The following is a 16909-nucleotide window of genomic DNA, read 5'->3' on the forward strand; positions in this document are numbered from 1 at the left end:
CGGCGTTTCGCCCAGGAGGATTCATGACGGTCGACGGCCCGCGCATCGTTGTCGTCATGGGCGTATCCGGGTCCGGTAAGTCGACCGTGGCCGCAAAGCTGGCGGACACCCTGGGCTGGGAATTGCTCGAGGGCGATGATCTGCATCCGGCCGCCAATATCGCGAAGATGGCGGCCGGTCATCCGCTCGACGACGCCGACCGGCAACCGTGGCTGGAGGCCATCGCCGCGTGGATGTCCGAGCGGATCGCATCGGGGCGTTCGGGTGTGGTCACCTGTTCGGCGCTCAAGCATTCGTATCGGGACACCCTGCGCGGTGCGATCATCGATCATCCGGAAGGCCGGGTCACCTTCCTGCTGCTGTCCGGCACCCGGGAACTGCTCGAAGAGCGCATGACCGCGCGCACCGGCCACTTCATGCCGCCCGGCCTGCTCGACTCCCAGCTCGCGACCTTGGAGCTCCCCGGCCCGGACGAGGACTTCGTCACCGTCGAAATCGGCCCGCCCCCAGCGGAAGTCGCGGACGCGGCGCTGGCGGCCCTGCGAAAATAGCTGGGCAGCACCCGGTTTTCGCCGATACAGTGCCCGAATGACACGTTTGAATCAGATTGTCGCCGTGGAGAAAGGGATCAAGTCCCGAACCTTTTCCGAGCTCACCGAGGCACATCATCAGCTGGGCAAGAATCCGCTGCTGAGCGGAATCTCGCGGACCTACCGCCCCAAGGATGAGGAAGGCGAGCAGTTGCCGCCGGAATCGACTCGCGTGCAGGTGAAGTCGGAAGAGGTGCTCAAGACCACGGCGGAGATTCTGACCAAACTCTTCGATGTCGTCGCCACCAAGGATTGGGCGAACTGCACGGCCACCGCCGATGTGGTGGTGGACGGCCGCACCCTGGTCAAGGACGCCCCGGTGACCTATCTGCTCTTCCTGGAGAAGCAGCTGGTCGACCTGCACACCTTCGTGCGCAAACTCCCGGTGCTGGACGCGGCCGAATCGTGGGAGTACGACACCGCCGCCGACTGCTACGCCACCGAACCGGTGAATACGGTGCGCACCAAGAAGATTCCGCGCAACCACGTGAAAGCCGAAGCGACGGAGAAGCATCCGGCGCAGGTCGAGGTGTATCACGAGGATGTGGTGGTGGGTTACTGGCGCACCATCAAGTTCTCCGGCGCGCTGCCCGCCAAGCGCGTCAACGATCTCACCGAACGCGTCGAAAAGCTGCAGCACGCGGTGAAATTCGCGCGCGAGGAGGCCAACAACGCCGAGATCACCCAGCGTAAGCCGGGTGCGGAGGTCTTCGGATATTTGTTTGGCTGACCGGCCGTAGCCCGCTAGTGTCGGTGGTGCGCAAGAGCGCAAGCTGAATCAGAAGTTCAATGTGACTGGCACACCGGCACAGTGGGGGTTCGAATCCTCCTCCCGCCACTCGCGGCGGGATAGCCCAATCGGCAGAGGCACCGCGCCATCAAACTCACGTTATCGCTCCAGTTTCAGCATTTCCGCCGAACGTCGAATCGAAGGAACGGACCGGGATCCAGAGGTTGCGGGTTCAACTCCCGCCGGCTCAGCCACCAATGGGCCGTAGCTCAATCGCAGAGCGCTGGACAATTTCAAGCTCATTCCGTTCTTAAACGTGTCGATGTGTCGCAAATCGGCGGACACCGAGGCCCCGGGGCAGGCTAGTCCCCGGGGCTTCCCCATATCCGGAGTAGGTTGCCGCTGGTACATCTCACAGCCCGAGACTTAGGTTTGCCTTACCTTATGGCCGTGTGTAACCTCGGCGCGGCAATGATGAACATAGACACTTCGGATAATCAGTCGATCGCCATCATCGGTATCGGAGTTCGCGTACCGCTGGCACGCACCGCTCCCGCTCTGTGGGACAACCTGATCGCGGGCGCCACCGCCATTCGGCGCTTCAGCGCCGCGGAGCTCACCGCCGCCGGGGTGCCCCGCGCGCAGTTCGAGCACCCGAGTTATGTCCCCTACGGCACCGAACTCGCGGGCATCGCGGACTTCGACGCGGAGTTCTTCGGCTTCTCCCCGCGCGAGGCCAAGGTCACCGATCCGCAGCAGCGCATCTTCCTGCAAACCGCCTGGGAAGCCATGGAGGACGCAGGCGTGACGCCCGCGCGCACGCCGCGCATCGGGGTGTTCGCCGCGACCACCATGAGCACCTATATGCTGCGGAATCTGCAGCGCAACAGCGAATTCCGGCCCGACGGCCTGGATTACCAGACGCTCATCGGCAATGACAAGGATTTCATCGCCACCCGGGTGGCATTCAAACTCGGTCTCACCGGACCGGCGCTGACGGTCCAATCCGCCTGTTCCAGTTCGCTGGTCGCGATTCATCAGGCGGTGCGGTCATTGCGCGCCGGGGAAAGCGATGTCGCACTGGCCGGAGGCGTCAGCATCGTCACTCCGCAGCTCGCCGGATATCACTACGAAGAGGGCGGGATTCATTCCCGCGACGGACAGTGCAGGCCCTTCGACAAGGACGCCTCCGGCACGGTGCGCGGCAATGGCTGCGGAATCATTGTGCTCAAACGACTTTCGGACGCGGTGGCGGACGGGGATCGCATTCACGCGGTGCTGGCCGGATCGGCGATCAATAACGACGGCTCGGACAAGATGGGCTTCACCGCACCCGGTATCGCGGGACAGGCTGCCGTGATCGGGGCCGCGCTCACCGACGCCGGAATCGCGGCGAGCGAGATCGGATACGTCGAAACCCACGGCACCGGAACGGCATTGGGTGATCCGCTGGAGTTCCGGGCGCTGTCCCGGGCGCATACCGCCGCCGGTGGACCCGCGCCGGACTGCATGCTCGGCAGCATCAAGGCCAACCTCGGGCACCTGGATGTGGCGGCGGGCGTACTGGGCGTGATCAAGACCGCCCTCATCCTGAGCAATCAGACGGTGCCGCCACAGCTCGGCTTCGAGACTGCCAATCCGCATGTGCCGCTGGGGCGTTCGGCCTACGACATCAACACCGAGCCGGTGGCACGCGAGCTGCGTGCCGCCGCGGTGAGCTCCTTCGGCCTGGGCGGCACCAATGCGCACTGTGTCCTCACCCCCGCGCCACAACTCGCCGAACGGCCCGAACCCGAGGCGCGGCCCTACCGGATCACGGTGACCGCGCGCGATCGGAATGCGCTGACGCGGCTGTGCGAAGCACTCGCCGGTGCACTGCGCGGCCGGTCGATCCGCATCGACGACCTCGCCCACACCCTGGCCGAGGGACGCACAGCCTTCGCCGAAAAGCTGGAATTCGCGGCGCATTCCAGCGCCGAAGCGGCGGAAATCCTGGATCGCCACCACGGCGATTCGGCCCCGGCCAACCCGAATCTCGCCAATCTCCCCGCCGCGCGCGGTCGCAAGATCAGCCTGCCCGGCTATCCATTCGACGCCACCCCGCACTGGGTCGACCCGGATCCGGCTACCTCCGACGGCGTCGCGTCCGCCGCCGAATCCGCATCTGCTGCGGCCACGTCGGCTTCCGCCCTCGCCGGGGCGGCCGTCGATCCGGACCGGCTGGCGGCATTCGTGCTGGAGACCGCACGCCAGCTGCTGGGTGACGAAGCCCTGCAACTCGATTCGGATTTCTACGCCTCGGGCGGCCAGTCCATGACCTTGGTGCGGCTGGTCAGTACGGTGCGCGACACCTACGAACTCCCGCTGGGGCTCGAAGGATTCGAGCGACTGCGCACCATCGAGCAACTGGTGCAGCACATTCGGCTGGTATTCGAGAATCCCGGTCAGGCCGCTCCCGCCGTTTGTCACCATCGCCCCGGGCGACGGACCCGCGCTATTCCTGGTGCCGCCCGCCGGTGGCACCAACTTCTGCTACCAGGCGCTGGCCACCCATCTGCCCGGTACGCATCCGATCATCGCCTTCACCGCCGCACCGGCCACCGATGAGCTGACGGTGCGAGAGTTGGCCGCCCGCAATATCTCCGAGATGCGCCGCATTCAACCCGAGGGCCCGTACCGGGTCGGCGGCTACTCCTTCGGCGGCAATGTCGCCTTCGAGATGGCCATTCAATTGGAGGCGGCGGGCCACGAGGTCGCCGATGTGGTCATCTTCGATTCGAATCCGCCGGAGGCCTACGTCGGCGGCGGCTTCGACGACAGCGAATTCTTCAAGGCCCTGGTGCAGATGGTCACCACCGCGTTCCCGGGCATCGAGGTGAGCGATGACCAGATCCCGACCTCGATGGCGGAACTGCCCGCGCTCATGCGGCAGTATCCCGAGGTCGCCGCGTTCACCGAACACGATGCCATTCGCTTCGCGCACCTGTGGCGGCAGAACCACGATTCGATCAAACGGCATTACCCGGATCGCAAATACGGTGGCACGCTGACGATTCTGCGCGCCACCACGGCATTCGTGGCCGATCAGGAGACGCTGCGCATCCGGCAGGTCGGCAAGGACGTCTGGCGCGGGCACGCCACCGGGGCCGTGCGCATGGTCGACGTACCCGGCAACCACTACACCATTTTCACCGATGCCACCCTGATCCCGCAGGTCGCGGCGGCACTACAGCCGCTGCTCGGCTGAGCCAGGAGATATCCGAATGACCGTGCGCGGCCGCCGCCTGTCCCCCACCCAGCACACCCTGTACTCGCAGCAGCGATTGTTCCCGGAGGACCCCGCGTACAACGTGGGATTCCTGTACCGGGTGCGCGGGGACCTCGATTCCGAGCGACTGCGCCGGGCCGGGGAATTGATGGCGGCGCGCGCCGTCCCACTCAACGAGTACTTCGTCGAACGGGACGGGACGGTCAGTGCGGAATACGATCCGGACAACCACTACCGGGTCGAATTGGATCGCCGAACCGGTGACGCCGCAGCGCAATTGACGGCGGAGATCTCGGCGGAGCTGGATCGGCCGATCCCGATGGATCGGTGGCCGCTGTATTCGGCGCGCATGGTCCAGGACGACACCTCGACCTACGTGGTGCTCATCGCCTCGCATATGGTCGCCGACGCGCTCACCTTCTACAACCTCATCACCGATCTCGGAAAGCTCTACGGGGACCTGGATTTCGTACCGCCGGGCGGGGAACTGCTACCGCTGCCACCGGCGGCGGACCCGGAGCAGGCGCGCGCCGCCGTCACGTACTTCCGCTCGAATTTCGGTGCGCTGGAAACTCTTTCGACACCGGACTGGGAGGTCGACCGGCAGCGGGACGGGCAGTTGCCCGGCGAGCACGTGACCATGGACCTCGGCCCCGAGCTGAGCGCAGGCGTACACGCGGCGGCCAAGGAACTGAAGGCGGGCAAGGTCGCCTTCTTCCTGGCCGTACATCTGCTGGTGCTCGGCTGTCTCACCGCCTCATCGCGCGTGACGACCGCGTTCCCGCTCGCGAACCGGCGTCGGGATCGAAAACTGCTGCGGGCGTACGGATATCACGTCAATACGCTGCCGCTCTCCATCGACCTCGACGAGTACGAGACCTTCGATCAACTGTGCGCGGGCGTACAGGAACGGATCGACGCCCTGGTCGCGTTCGAGGACATCAGCCTCGGTGCGCACGCCCGGGAGATCTTCGACCATCCGGCGGCTGCCGTATCCCGCCCGTCCAGCAGCTTCACCTTCTATCGGCAGAAACTGTCGCTGCGCATCCCCGGCTGCGAATTCACCCCCATTCCCCTCCCGCGCGCCCGCCTCATCTGCCCCTTCGTGGCGAATGTGGAACAGCACGACCGGGGCTACACCTACTACATCCAATCCAGCTCCCGGGTAGCGGATTCGCGCCCGCAGGATGTGCTGCGCGCGGTACTCAGCCATATCGCCGGACAACCGCGCACGCGGCTCGACGCGGTGCCCTGGCTCGGTGCGCACGAACTCGCGGAACTGCGCGAACAAGCCGGTACCCGGGTGGAACCTCCGGCACACCAGACGATTACGCATGCCTTCGAGGAACAGGCGCGGCGGACCCCGGAGGCCGTCGCGGTCTCCTACGAGGGCGTCACGCTCACCTATGCGGAGCTGAATCACCGGGCCGACCGCCTGGCTGCATGGATCGACGCCGAACTCCCCGGCGACTTCACCGGCATCGCCATGCAGCGCTCACCGGAGCTGATCACCACGATTCTGGCGGTACTCAAGGCCGGTCGCGCCTACGTCCCGATCGACCCCGCCGCACCCGCGCAACGCGTGGAAGCCATTGTTTCGCAGTTTGATTCACTGCACGTGCTGACCGACTCGACCGACCTACCCGCGGTCGCCGCACTGCGCTGCCACGATGTCCACGCCGCCGGACGCGCCGCAGCGGCCAACCCCGCACCCTTCCGCCCGGCGGCCGGACGACCGGCGTACGTCATCTTCACCTCGGGATCCACCGGGACGCCCAAGGGTGTCGTGGTCACCCATGCGAATGTGCTGCGACTGTTCACCGCGACCGCCCGGGAGATCGACTTCGGCGCGGATGACGTGTGGTCGCTCTTCCATTCGTACGCCTTCGATTTCGCGGTCTGGGAGATGTTCGGCGCGCTGCTGCACGGCGGCAGGCTGGAGATCGTCCCGGAGTGGACCCGGCGCTCCCCCGCCGATTTCGCGGCGTTTCTGGCCGAACGCGGGGTCACCGTGCTCAGTCAGACGCCATCGGCCTTCCGCACGCTGAGCGCCGCGCTCACCCCCGCGCTCGCGGACGAACTGGCCGTGCGCACCGTCGTATTCGGCGGCGAGGCACTGCGATTCGAGACCCTCGCGCCTTGGGTCGAGCGGTACGGGCACCGCGCCGAACTGATCAATATGTACGGCATCACCGAGACAACCGTGCACGCCACCGCGCATCGCGTCACACCGGGCGATCTGAAGTCCCAGCGCCCCAGCGTGATCGGCCGCGCCCTGGACGACCTGCGCATCACCCTGGTCGATACCGCACTCCGCCCGGTCCCGGACGGGGTGGCCGGTGAGATCCTGATCGCCGGTCCCGGCGTCTCGAACGGCTACCTGAACCAGCCGGAGCTGACCGCCGAGCGCTTCCCGCGCCCGCCGTTCGCCGACGAGATCCACTACCGCTCCGGGGATCTGGCCCGCCGCGAGGCCAACGGCACGCTCATCTATCTGGGCCGGATGGATCGCCAGATCCAACTGCGCGGCGTGCGAATCGAACTGGGCGAGGTCGAGGCGGCGCTACTGACCCACCCGGCCGTCCGGGAATGCGCCGTGCGCCTGGATGAGCGGCGGCCCGACACCCCCGAGTTGGTCGCATTCCTCACCGGATCCACCGCGACCGATGCGGACCTGCGCCTGCACCTGCGCGATCGACTGCCCGCCGCCATGCGGCCGACCCGATTCGTCCGCACGGAACAGCTGCCGCTGACCGTCAACGGCAAGCTGGACGACGCCCGTCTGCCCTGGCCGGAACTGCTCGAGCCGGACAACAACGGCACCGAGATCACCGCCGCCGCGTCCACGCCCGCCGAAATGGTGCGCAATGCCTGGTCGAAGGTGCTGGGCCGCACCGATTTCGGCGATGCCGAATCCTTCTTCGACGCGGGCGGCACCTCGATCCAACTGGTCCAGCTCCTGGAGGAGCTGCGCGCCGGTTGCCCGCACCCCGATCACCTGGAGATGGTCGACCTGTTCGAGTTCACCACGGTGCGGGCGCAATCCGCGCATCTGGCCACGCTGCTCTGACCTGCGCGAACAAGCGATTCCACGCAAACCTGCGGCAAAACGAGAACACGTTCTATATGCTGACGCGTGATCGGCCGGGTACGAGCCGAAGCTGTGACCGGCAGGCCCCGCCGCCGGTGCGCGCCGCGACATGCGGCGCGCCCATTTCCTGAATAGCGCAAAAGGCGCTGAATAATGTCTTTCCCATGCCTTTATTCGATCTTTCGAAAGACCGATCAACGAAGTGACATGACATATTTTCACTAGTTTTCCAGAAACCCTGGACGAGCGTCCAGCTGTCCGGTTTACTCATCCTCCAGGCGGCCTGTCACGGCAATTCGAGACGGGCCGCTCATCGATGAGGATATTGGTTCCGGGATGTGCCGGAGCCGCTGGAAGGAAACATGCTTCAGACTTCACGATTGGCCGCCGGAATTGCGGCCTCCACCTTGATCGTCGCCGGTGCGGGCGTTGCCCTTGGCACCGGAGTGGCCACCGCCGATACCGCTACCTGCTCGGTGACCAGCCATGACACCAAGAAGGACATCAGCACCGTCGGCATCACGCATGTGTACGACAAGACGGCCAGCGCGGAACAGATCGGCGTCGGCACGACCGTCACCTACACCATTGTGGTCGGTACGACCAGTATCGGTAACCCGTACGTAAATACCATTACCGATTACCCGCCCACCGGTTTCGCCGCTCCTGTCAAGACCACGATTACCGCGTACCACGCGATCGGCGGTCAGAAGGAAGAAACCGTCACGCCCGAGCCGAATGCGGGCGGCTGGAAGGTGACCAGCACCGGCTGGTTCGTCAATTCCGGTAACCCGGTCACCATGAAGATCACCTACAACGTCCCGGCCAGCGTCAAGCAGGGCCAGATGATCACCAGCGGTGGCATCGGCGTGGCCGGCACCGTCGGTGTCGGCGCCAACTTCCCGAACCTGACCGCGTGCTTCACCGCGCGGGCGGCGAATCCGGGCGAGTCGGTGCAGGGCAGCCTGAGCAATAACGGTCTCGGTTCGTCCGACGGCCAGCTCAGCTCGACCGGTTCGGTCACCGACATCCTGTCCGGTGTGCTGAAGAACGTCATTCCGGGCAGCTGATCGCTCCCCGGCCGTGGCCGGTGCGGTGCGACCGCTCCGGCCACGGTCCGGGTACCATCCGGAATCACGTTATCCGCCAATCTTTTTCGAGGACGAAGTTCTTGCTCGCGCGTAAATCAGCGGTACTCTTCGCCGCTTCCGCAGTCGCCCTGTCCTTGTTGTCGGTCCTGCCGGGCTCGGTTGCCGTGGCGCAGCCCGAACCGGCCGTCTCGCATTTGGACCACATCGACCGGCCCGGACAGCGCCAGCAGGTCTTCTACGTCTATTCCGCGGCCATGGATCGCATTATCCCGCTGCAGATCCTGACCGCTTTCGATCAGAGCGAACCGCGCCCCACCCTGTATCTGCTCAATGGCGCGGGCGGCGGCGAGGATCTCGCCAGCTGGTACAACCAGACCGATATCGTGCAGTTCCTCGGTGAGAAGAACGTGAATGTGGTGACCCCCTCGGTCGGCGCGTTCTCGTATTACACCGATTGGCAGCGCGATGATCCCAAGCTCGGCCGCAATAAGTGGGAAACCTTTCTGACCCGCGAACTCCCGCCGATCATCGACGCACAACTGGGCGCTTCCGGCGTGAATGCGATTGCCGGAGTGTCGATGTCCGCGACCTCGGTGCTGTACATGGCGGGCGCGGCCCCCGATCTCTATCGCGCGGTCGGCTCCTTCAGCGGTTGCGCCTCCACCCTCGATTCGGCCGGGCGCACCTATATCGATCTGGTGCTGGCCCGTGCGGGCGCGAGCCCGAAGAACATGTGGGGCGAGAACGGCGATCCGGCCTGGCGCGATCACGATGCCGTGCTGAACGCGGAACGCCTGCGCGGCAAGGCGATCTACCTCTCCAGCGCCACCGGGCTGCCCGGTGAGGCCGAGGAGATCCTGCCGCCGTATTCGGTCGGGCAGGTCATGACCAAGGCCAATCAGATGGTGCTGGGCGGACTCATCGAAGCCGCCACCAATACCTGCACGCACCAATTGGCTGACCGGCTGGCCGAACTCGGCATTCCGGCCCAGCTCGAATACCGCGCCGCCGGATCACACACCTGGCATTACTGGGAACAGGATCTGCACAAGTCCTGGCCCATGTTCGCCGCCGCGCTCGGCATCTCCTGAGCGCTGGTCCATTTCGCGGGCGCTAGTCGAAGACCCGGCCGGTGAGCTGACCGCCCGACCGCTCCCGCACCAGACAGAGCTGTCGCGGCCGCGCGGTGAAGGTCTGCTCATCGCCGGGATACAGCGCCAGCGTCATCAGATCGGCGTGCTCGCGGGTACTGCGGCGGGCGAATTCGGCCGCGCAATCGGTTCCGGAGCGGATCGACATCAGGCTCGCGCCCGGCCACGCGATGGACGCGTCGAAGGTGTGGATGACCTCGGCCCGATGCGATTCCCGGCACGGCACCACCGTTATCCGGTCGGCGCTCGTGTACGCCTGGGTCACCGAATCCTTGGACTGCGGCGCGGGATTCGCCATCGGCGGCAGCTCATCCACGCAGTATCCGGTGCGCAATTCATCGACCGGCAGCGATTGCGACCGCACCACATCGGCGGGCGCGCCGCCCGAACCGTCCTGGCGAATCACCCACACCACGATCCCGGCGAGTATCGCCAGGGTCAGGACCGTCACCACCGCTATGAGCACGCCACGCGGCGACATCCGAGCGGACTCCATCGAACCTCCCGGTAGCGCGGTTGCCGATGAGATTTTGACACGACTGAGCGAATATCACGCGACTTGATGGCAATCAAACAGCAAGCGCCGTCCGGACTGGCTGGTTTCTTGGTATGTTCGCCCCGGCGCGCCCACCGCAGGCCGACCTTCGTCATCGTCGGCCGATCTCAGCCCGCAGCGGCGAGCGCATATGCCGAAGTGTTGCCGCCCCAGGTTCAGCGGGGCTGAACTGCCAACAACGTACGGTCCGAGCAAGGAGTGATGCGCCTTGTCCTTTGGAACAACACGAACTTTCAAGACGGCCTGTGCCGCCGTGGCCGCGGTCCTGGCCACCGCGACGGGGGTGCTGCTCAGCGGTGCGCCACAGGCGGCCGCGGCGCCCGGCGGCTGCCCGGATCTGAATGTCATTGCCGTACCCGGCACCTGGGAGACCACGCGGGACGATTCGGAACCCACCGGAATGCTGACCATGGTCACCCGCGGGCTACCCGGCAATGTGAAGACCAGCTACGTCGGCTACGCCGCCACCGCACTGCCGTGGGAGGGCGAGGTGTACGGGCGCTCCAAACGGGAGGCCGTCACCAATGCCCGCGCCATCATCGCCGATGTCGCGGCCCGATGCAGCGCAACGCGTTTCGCGCTGATCGGGTACAGCCAGGGCGCGGACGCGGCGGGTGATCTGGCCGCCGAGATCGGTACCGGGCACGGCGTGGTGTCCCCCGATCGAGTGGTCGGGGTCGGGTTGATCTCGGATCCGCGCCGCTCCCCCACCGATGCCCTGATCGGGCCGCCGGTACCGGGGACGGGTGCGGGCGGGGCACGCATCGGCGGGTTCGGCTGGTTGAGCCAGAATGTGCGAACCTTCTGCGCTGCGGGCGATTTGTACTGTTCGGTGCCGGTCGATGACATCGCCGGACGATTCGCCGGATTCATGACCCAGCTGTCCGCACCGGATCCCCTGCAGATCGGCAACTACCTGCTGACCACGCAGTCGATTCTGGCCGAGGCACTGCTGCCGGGCTGGTCGGCCATCATGGCCGCGCCGGCGGACAATCCGGCCGGGGAGCAGTGGACGCGACAGGTGCAGCAGTTCCTCACCTCCGGAATTCACCAGTCGTATCCGCGCTACGTGGTCGACAACAATGGGGCCACCGCCACGGCGTGGCTGCACAATTGGCTCGTGGATATGGCCACGACGGACTGATTGCGGCACCCGGCGCGGGGCCCGGCACCGATCGCGGTGCCGGGCCCCGCTGTCGATTCGGGTCAGCTCGCGATGCGCGCCCGCTGCCCCAAATGCGCGGGCATGCTGGAGTATCCGCGCAGCGTGAACAGCGGTCGCCTGCTCGGTTCGGCGGTGAGGGTCAGATCCGGGAACCGTTCGAAGAGCGCGCGCAAGGCGTGAATACCCTCCATCCGCGCCAGGCTGGCGCCGAGACAGGCGTGCACGCCGCTGGAGAAGGACAGATGATCCTTGGCATTGGAACGGGTGACATCGAAGGTGTTCGGATTCTCGAATACCGCCGGATCGCGATTGGCCCCGCCCAGTGACATCACCACCAGACTGCCCTTCTTCAACGGGACCCCGGCGATCTCGGTATCGCGCAGGGCGAGTCGCGCCGCCGCCTGGATCGGGGCCTCGAATCGCAGCATCTCCTCCACGGCGTTCGGCCACAGTTCCGGCTCATCGCGCAGGATCGCCAGCTGATCGGGATTCGAAAGCAGGTGCACCACACCGTTTCCGATCAGATTTACCGCGGTCTCGAAACCCGCGCCCATCAACAGCGTGGCAGCCGATTTCAGTTCACCGTCGGTGAGATCGCCCGCGCTCACCAGCGCGCTCAGAATGTCCTCGCGGGGTTCATCGCGCAACCGGGCGATGTGCTCGTCCAGATATCCGTCCATACCGCGCATGGACACCACGGCATTGCGCCACTGCCGCCAGGAGATTCCGATATCGAGCATCGGGCTCACCACATCACCCCAGGCCAGGAAGGTGTCCCGGGATTCGTCCGGGAACCCGAGCATTTCGGAGATGATGGCGATCGGTACGTGCGCGGCGAAATCGTGGATGAGATCGGCGGATCCGTCCGAGGGCAGCGCATCGAGCAATTCCGTCGTCACCGATTCCACCCGATCGCGCAAACGCCCGATCGCCCTGGGCGTGAACGCCTTCGACACCGATTTGCGCAACCGGGTGTGCTCGGGTGGATCGCTGATCAGCATGGACGGCTTCTCCACCGGATTGGGTGGAATCGGGGCTCGATCGGCGATCCGGCGCACCACCCCCGTGCGCTCGAACCCGGTGATCCCGTACACCCCCCAATCACCGTCCCGCAGAATCCCCCGGCTCACCTCGTAATCCGCGGTGCCCCAGGCGATCGGACTCGGCACCAGCCGCCCGCGCTCCCGCAACCGCTCGATCGGCGGAAACGGATCCCGCAGCCCCGCAACACTTCCCATCAAATCCGCCAGCGGATCATCGCGCAGTGTCTGCATACGAATCCCGTATCGCGGCGCACCCTGCTCCACCAGCCACCGCACCCAGTACCGTGCACCGATCATCACCGTCTCCTCATCATCGGATGACCTATCCGGCAATGGAAACCTATTGCGCCGCAAAAGATTCCGGAATCAGTCGCACCGGAACCCTTCGCGAAAACGCAAGACGAGGAAACTGGGGGCAGGCTCGATCAGGCGGGGCTGCCGTTCATCGCGGCCAAGCCCGCCCGATCCTGTTCTCCCAGTTGGGGATACGTCGGGTACTCGATGCCGGAGATGAACTGCACGGTGCGCACCACCTGGCAGGAGTAGCCGAATTCGTTGTCGTACCAGAGGTAGAGGATCGCGGTGTCGCCGTCGACGATGGCGGCATTGGCGTCCACGATCGAGGCCGCGCGCGAGCCGATGAAATCGCTGGAGACCACATCGGTGGCGGCGGTGTAGTCGAGGTTGCGGCTCAGCGGGCCGGACAGCGAGACCTGGCGCAGGTAGTCCAGCACCTCGGCCTTGGTGGTCTCGCGCTTCAACTGCAGGTTCAGGATGGCGACCGAAACATCCGGCGTGGGAACGCGAATGGAGTTTCCGGTGATCTTGGCCTTGAAGTCCGGCATGGCCTTGGCCACCGCGGAGGCCGCGCCGGTTTCGGTCATCACCAGGTTGAACGGCGCGGAACGGCCGCGGCGATCGGCCTTGTGGAAATTGTCCAGCAGGTTCTGATCATTGGTGAACGAGTGCACCGTCTCGACATGTCCACGCACGATGCCGAATTCGTCATCCATCGCCTTGAGCGGCGGCACGATCGCATTGGTGGTGCAGGAGGCGCAGGAGAAGATCCGTTGCGACACATCCTGTTCGCGATGGTTGACCCCGTGCACGATATTGGGGACATCGCCCTTACCGGGCGCGGTCAGCACGACCTTCGCGATACCGGGGCGCAGATGCTGCTCCAGGCCCTCGCGGTCGCGCCAGCGGCCGGTGTTGTCGATCAGGATGGCGTCATTGATGCCGAACTCGGTGTAGTCGATGGTCTTCGGGTCATCGCTGTAGATGAACCTGATGACGCTGCCATTGGCGATGATGGTGTCATTCGCGGCATCGACCTTGATGGTGCCGTTGAACTGCCCGTGCACCGAATCCCGGCGCAGCAGCGAGGCGCGCTTCACCAGATCGTCGGCGCTGCCCCGGCGCACCACCACCGCACGCAGATTCAGGCCGTTGCCCGAACCGGTCTTCTCCACCAGCAGCCGGGTGACCAGCCGCCCGATCCGGCCGAAGCCGTACAGCACCACATCGCGCGGGCCCTGCGGTTCGGCCTTGTTGCCGCCGATGACATCGGCCAGCACGTCGGCGGTGAACTCGGCGACCCCGAGTCCGCGCGCATCGGCGCGATAGGCCATGACCAACCGGCCCAGATCGATCTTGCTCGGCCCCAGGTCCAGGGCGCTCAGCACCTCGAGGAACGGCAGCGTCTCCTCGATCGAAAGCTCCTCGCCCTCGATCTGCCGGGCGAATCGGTGCGTGCGCAGAATGCTGATCACCGACTTGTTCACCAGCGACCGGCTGTGCAGGAGGATGGTCACCCCCTTCTCGCGATACAGCTTGCCGATGATCGGGATCATCGCCTCCGCCGAAGCCTCGTGAGCGTTCCAGCGGTCAAGATGGTCGGTAGTCAACACAAAGTCCTAGGGGTCGCCTCGAGATCTATACGAAAACGATGCTAACCAGCCCAAAACCATCACAATCCCCGGCTACCCCACTGTGAGACCTGCGTCATTGCGCGCCGCCCGGTGGTGGCCGCCCGAACGCGGTCGACCAGGATGGCTGCGAGACAAATCGAGCACAGGGAGATAACCGACAATGCAACTCATCGGCGTAATCGGTGGCGGCACCATGGGTGCCGGCATCGCCGAAGTGGCCGCCCGCGCGGGTGGCGAAGTTCTGGTGCTGGAGCGGGACGCGGCGGCGGCCGACGCGGCGATCGAGCGTATCGAGAAGTCGCTGGCGCGCGCGGTGAAGTCCGGGCGGCTGGAGCAGGATGCCGCCGACGCGGCGCGGGCGCGCATCACCCTCACCGTCTCGATCGACGACTTCGCCGATCGGGAACTGGTGATCGAGGCGGCGCCGGAGATCGAATCGCTCAAGGCCGATTTCTTCACCAAGCTCGACGCCATCGTCTCCCCGGAGACCATTCTGGCCACCAACACCTCCTCCATCCCGGTCATTCGGATCGCCAACGCGACCTCGAATCCGGGCCGCGTGGTCGGCGTGCACTTCTTCAACCCGGTGCCGGTGCTGCCGCTGGTCGAGATCGTGGTGACGCTCAAGACCGATCGCGCCGTCGCGGACGCGGTCACCGCGTACGCGCGCGAGGTGCTGGGCAAGCGCACCATCGAATCCAAGGATCAGGCCGGATTCATCGTCAACGCGCTGCTGATTCCCTACCTGTGCAATGCGATTCGCATGTACGAGACCGGTTTCGCCAGCGCCGAGGATATCGACGAGGGCATGGTCAGCGGCTGCGCGCATCCCATGGGCCCGCTGCGCCTGACCGACACCGTCGGCCTGGACGTCACCCTCGCGGTCGCCGAATCCCTCTACGCCGAATTCGGGGAACCGCAGTACGCGCCCCCGGTGCTGTTGCGCCGCATGGTCGAAGCGGGCTACCTGGGCCGCAAGACCGGCCGCGGCTTCTACACCTACTGAGATCTGCCCGGGCCGCTCACCTGCCGTGAGCGGCCCGGTGGCTCCGAATCCGGCTGTCGCGGTGCATGATCTGAGGATCATGTTCAGCACCGCGTTTCTCCAGTACTCCGGCACGGGTCCGATGCGCCATGAGGAGGCGCTGCTCTCGGAAGGGTTGCGGCGGCGCGGGATTCCGGTGCGGTACTACACGATCAAGCAGATCCATCGCCGGAAACTGCCGTTGGGGCCGGATGTGCTGATCGCCGGTGATATGGACGCGATGCACGGGGCGTTGCGGCAGTTGGGGATTCCGGTTCCCGCGCCCGACGACTATCCGGAACGCCTGCGCGAATTCCTGCGGCGTGAGGTGTGGACTTCGACCCTGGGTGAGGTCGAGCGGTCGCTGGAAATCGGTTCCCTACCACCGACATTCGTCAAACCTGCCGAGCGGCGCAAAAGCTTCACCGGTGCGGTGTGCTACTCGGAGCGGGATATCTCGGACTTCGGTCCGGTCAGCCGACGCCAGCGGGTGTGGTGCTCCGAGGTCGTCTCCTGGATCGCGGAATACCGTGTCTACGTTGCCGATCGGCGTGTGCTCGCGGTCGATCGGTACAGCGGTGATGAATCGGTTCTGTTGGATATGAGCGTGGTCGAGGCGGCGATCGCGGCCTATCACCCGGTTGCGCCGAGCGCGTACGGCATCGACTTCGGCGTGCTCGCGAACCGGGAGACGGCTCTGGTCGAAGCCAATGACGGGTATGCGCTCGGCGCGTACGGCATCGCCGCTGACGATTACACCGAACTGATCGTGCGGCGGTGGCGTGAACTGCTCGAATCCGCCCGGGGCTGAACAGGTTCGGGGCTCAGGCGATATCGGCGACCAGTACGCCGAAACGGCCGCCCGCGACGCGCGCCGGAAGCGGGAGGTCGGGACCGGCCTGCCCGGGTTCGACAATGCGCGGGTTGGTGATTCGGATGGTGCGGAATTGGGATTGCACATCGGCCTCGCCCGCCGCCAGCACATTCCGGACCCAATCGGTGACACCGTGACCGAGCACCACGGTGAACCTACCCTTCGAGCGGAAGGCATTGACGGGGGTCGTGTACGGCTTCCCGGATTTGCGTCCGGCGTGGTGGATCACCGCGAATGTGGGGAGGTAGGGCGCAGCGCGGCGCATGACCGGGTTCATGTATTTGACCTGCAGCCGGTCGAACCAGGCCGGGAACATCGATGCTCCGAGATCGGGTGTACTCATACCGCTCCTTCAATCTGTCTCGGACAGACTAGATCCCGCGAGGGGCATTCCA

Annotated in this window: 14 protein-coding genes; 10 read left to right on the plus strand and 4 right to left on the minus strand. The window is 65.6% G+C overall.

Annotation, left to right across the window (positions count from 1 at the left end; genetic code table 11):
- The first annotated feature begins 23 nt into the window (after positions 1-23).
- The 7 genes from ACFC0O_RS44390 to ACFC0O_RS44420 all read left to right on the plus strand — a co-directional run bounded on the left by ACFC0O_RS44390 (position 24) and on the right by ACFC0O_RS44420 (position 9861).
- Complete coding sequence (locus tag ACFC0O_RS44390) at positions 24-551, plus strand: gluconokinase (protein WP_375968339.1); 528 nt, start codon at positions 24-26, stop codon at positions 549-551.
- A gap of 37 nt (positions 552-588) precedes the next feature.
- Positions 589-1320, plus strand: a complete 732-nt coding sequence (locus tag ACFC0O_RS44395) for a hypothetical protein (protein ID WP_375968340.1) — start codon at positions 589-591, stop codon at positions 1318-1320.
- Between the two features lie 474 nt (positions 1321-1794).
- Entirely contained in the window at positions 1795-3927 is a 2133-nt protein-coding gene (locus tag ACFC0O_RS44400; protein WP_375968341.1) for a beta-ketoacyl synthase N-terminal-like domain-containing protein, read from the plus strand.
- Positions 3824-4567 (plus strand): thioesterase domain-containing protein, encoded by a 744-nt coding sequence (locus tag ACFC0O_RS44405; protein ID WP_375968342.1) that lies wholly within the window; start codon positions 3824-3826, stop codon positions 4565-4567. The genes ACFC0O_RS44400 and ACFC0O_RS44405 overlap by 104 nt, the downstream gene beginning before the upstream one ends.
- A gap of 16 nt (positions 4568-4583) precedes the next feature.
- Entirely contained in the window at positions 4584-7658 is a 3075-nt protein-coding gene (locus tag ACFC0O_RS44410) for an amino acid adenylation domain-containing protein (protein WP_375968343.1), read from the plus strand.
- A gap of 383 nt (positions 7659-8041) precedes the next feature.
- Complete coding sequence (locus ACFC0O_RS44415) at positions 8042-8749, plus strand: hypothetical protein (protein WP_375968344.1); 708 nt, start codon at positions 8042-8044, stop codon at positions 8747-8749.
- Positions 8750-8850: 101 nt separating this feature from the next.
- Positions 8851-9861 carry an alpha/beta hydrolase gene (locus tag ACFC0O_RS44420; RefSeq protein WP_375968345.1) on the plus strand — a complete coding sequence of 337 codons (1011 nt, stop codon included), beginning with the start codon at positions 8851-8853 and terminating at the stop codon, positions 9859-9861.
- Positions 9862-9883: 22 nt separating this feature from the next.
- Here ACFC0O_RS44420 and ACFC0O_RS44425 read toward each other — a convergent pair whose 3' ends face one another.
- Complete coding sequence (locus ACFC0O_RS44425) at positions 9884-10417, minus strand: hypothetical protein (protein ID WP_375968346.1); 534 nt, start codon at positions 10415-10417, stop codon at positions 9884-9886.
- A gap of 268 nt (positions 10418-10685) precedes the next feature.
- Here ACFC0O_RS44425 and ACFC0O_RS44430 point away from each other — a divergent pair, with 268 nt between their 5' ends.
- The gene (locus tag ACFC0O_RS44430; RefSeq protein ID WP_375968347.1) at positions 10686-11621 is read left to right on the plus strand and encodes a cutinase family protein; all 936 of its coding nucleotides are present in this window, start codon (positions 10686-10688) and stop codon (positions 11619-11621) included.
- Positions 11622-11683: 62 nt separating this feature from the next.
- Here ACFC0O_RS44430 and ACFC0O_RS44435 read toward each other — a convergent pair whose 3' ends face one another.
- A complete protein-coding gene (locus ACFC0O_RS44435) occupies positions 11684-12982 on the minus strand; it encodes a cytochrome P450 (protein ID WP_364638171.1) in 1299 nt (432 codons plus the stop codon).
- Positions 12983-13110: 128 nt separating this feature from the next.
- Positions 13111-14592: a glyceraldehyde-3-phosphate dehydrogenase gene (locus tag ACFC0O_RS44440; RefSeq protein ID WP_375968348.1), complete on the minus strand. Its 1482-nt coding sequence runs from the start codon at positions 14590-14592 to the stop codon at positions 13111-13113.
- Between the two features lie 184 nt (positions 14593-14776).
- On the opposite strand from ACFC0O_RS44440, the gene ACFC0O_RS44445 reads away from it, so the two are divergent.
- Together ACFC0O_RS44445 and ACFC0O_RS44450 are read left to right on the plus strand one after the other, a co-directional pair.
- On the plus strand, positions 14777-15622 hold the full coding sequence (locus tag ACFC0O_RS44445) for a 3-hydroxybutyryl-CoA dehydrogenase (RefSeq protein WP_364638180.1): 846 nt from the start codon (positions 14777-14779) through the stop codon (positions 15620-15622).
- Between the two features lie 79 nt (positions 15623-15701).
- A complete protein-coding gene (locus tag ACFC0O_RS44450; RefSeq protein ID WP_375968349.1) occupies positions 15702-16451 on the plus strand; it encodes an ATP-grasp domain-containing protein in 750 nt (249 codons plus the stop codon).
- Between the two features lie 13 nt (positions 16452-16464).
- On the opposite strand, the gene ACFC0O_RS44455 is transcribed toward ACFC0O_RS44450, so the two are convergent.
- Positions 16465-16857 carry a nitroreductase family deazaflavin-dependent oxidoreductase gene (locus ACFC0O_RS44455; protein WP_375968350.1) on the minus strand — a complete coding sequence of 131 codons (393 nt, stop codon included), beginning with the start codon at positions 16855-16857 and terminating at the stop codon, positions 16465-16467.
- Positions 16858-16909 lie beyond the last annotated feature (52 nt).

The organism is Nocardia sp. NPDC056100, assembly GCF_042266325.1.
Lineage (GTDB): Bacteria > Actinomycetota > Actinomycetes > Mycobacteriales > Mycobacteriaceae > Nocardia.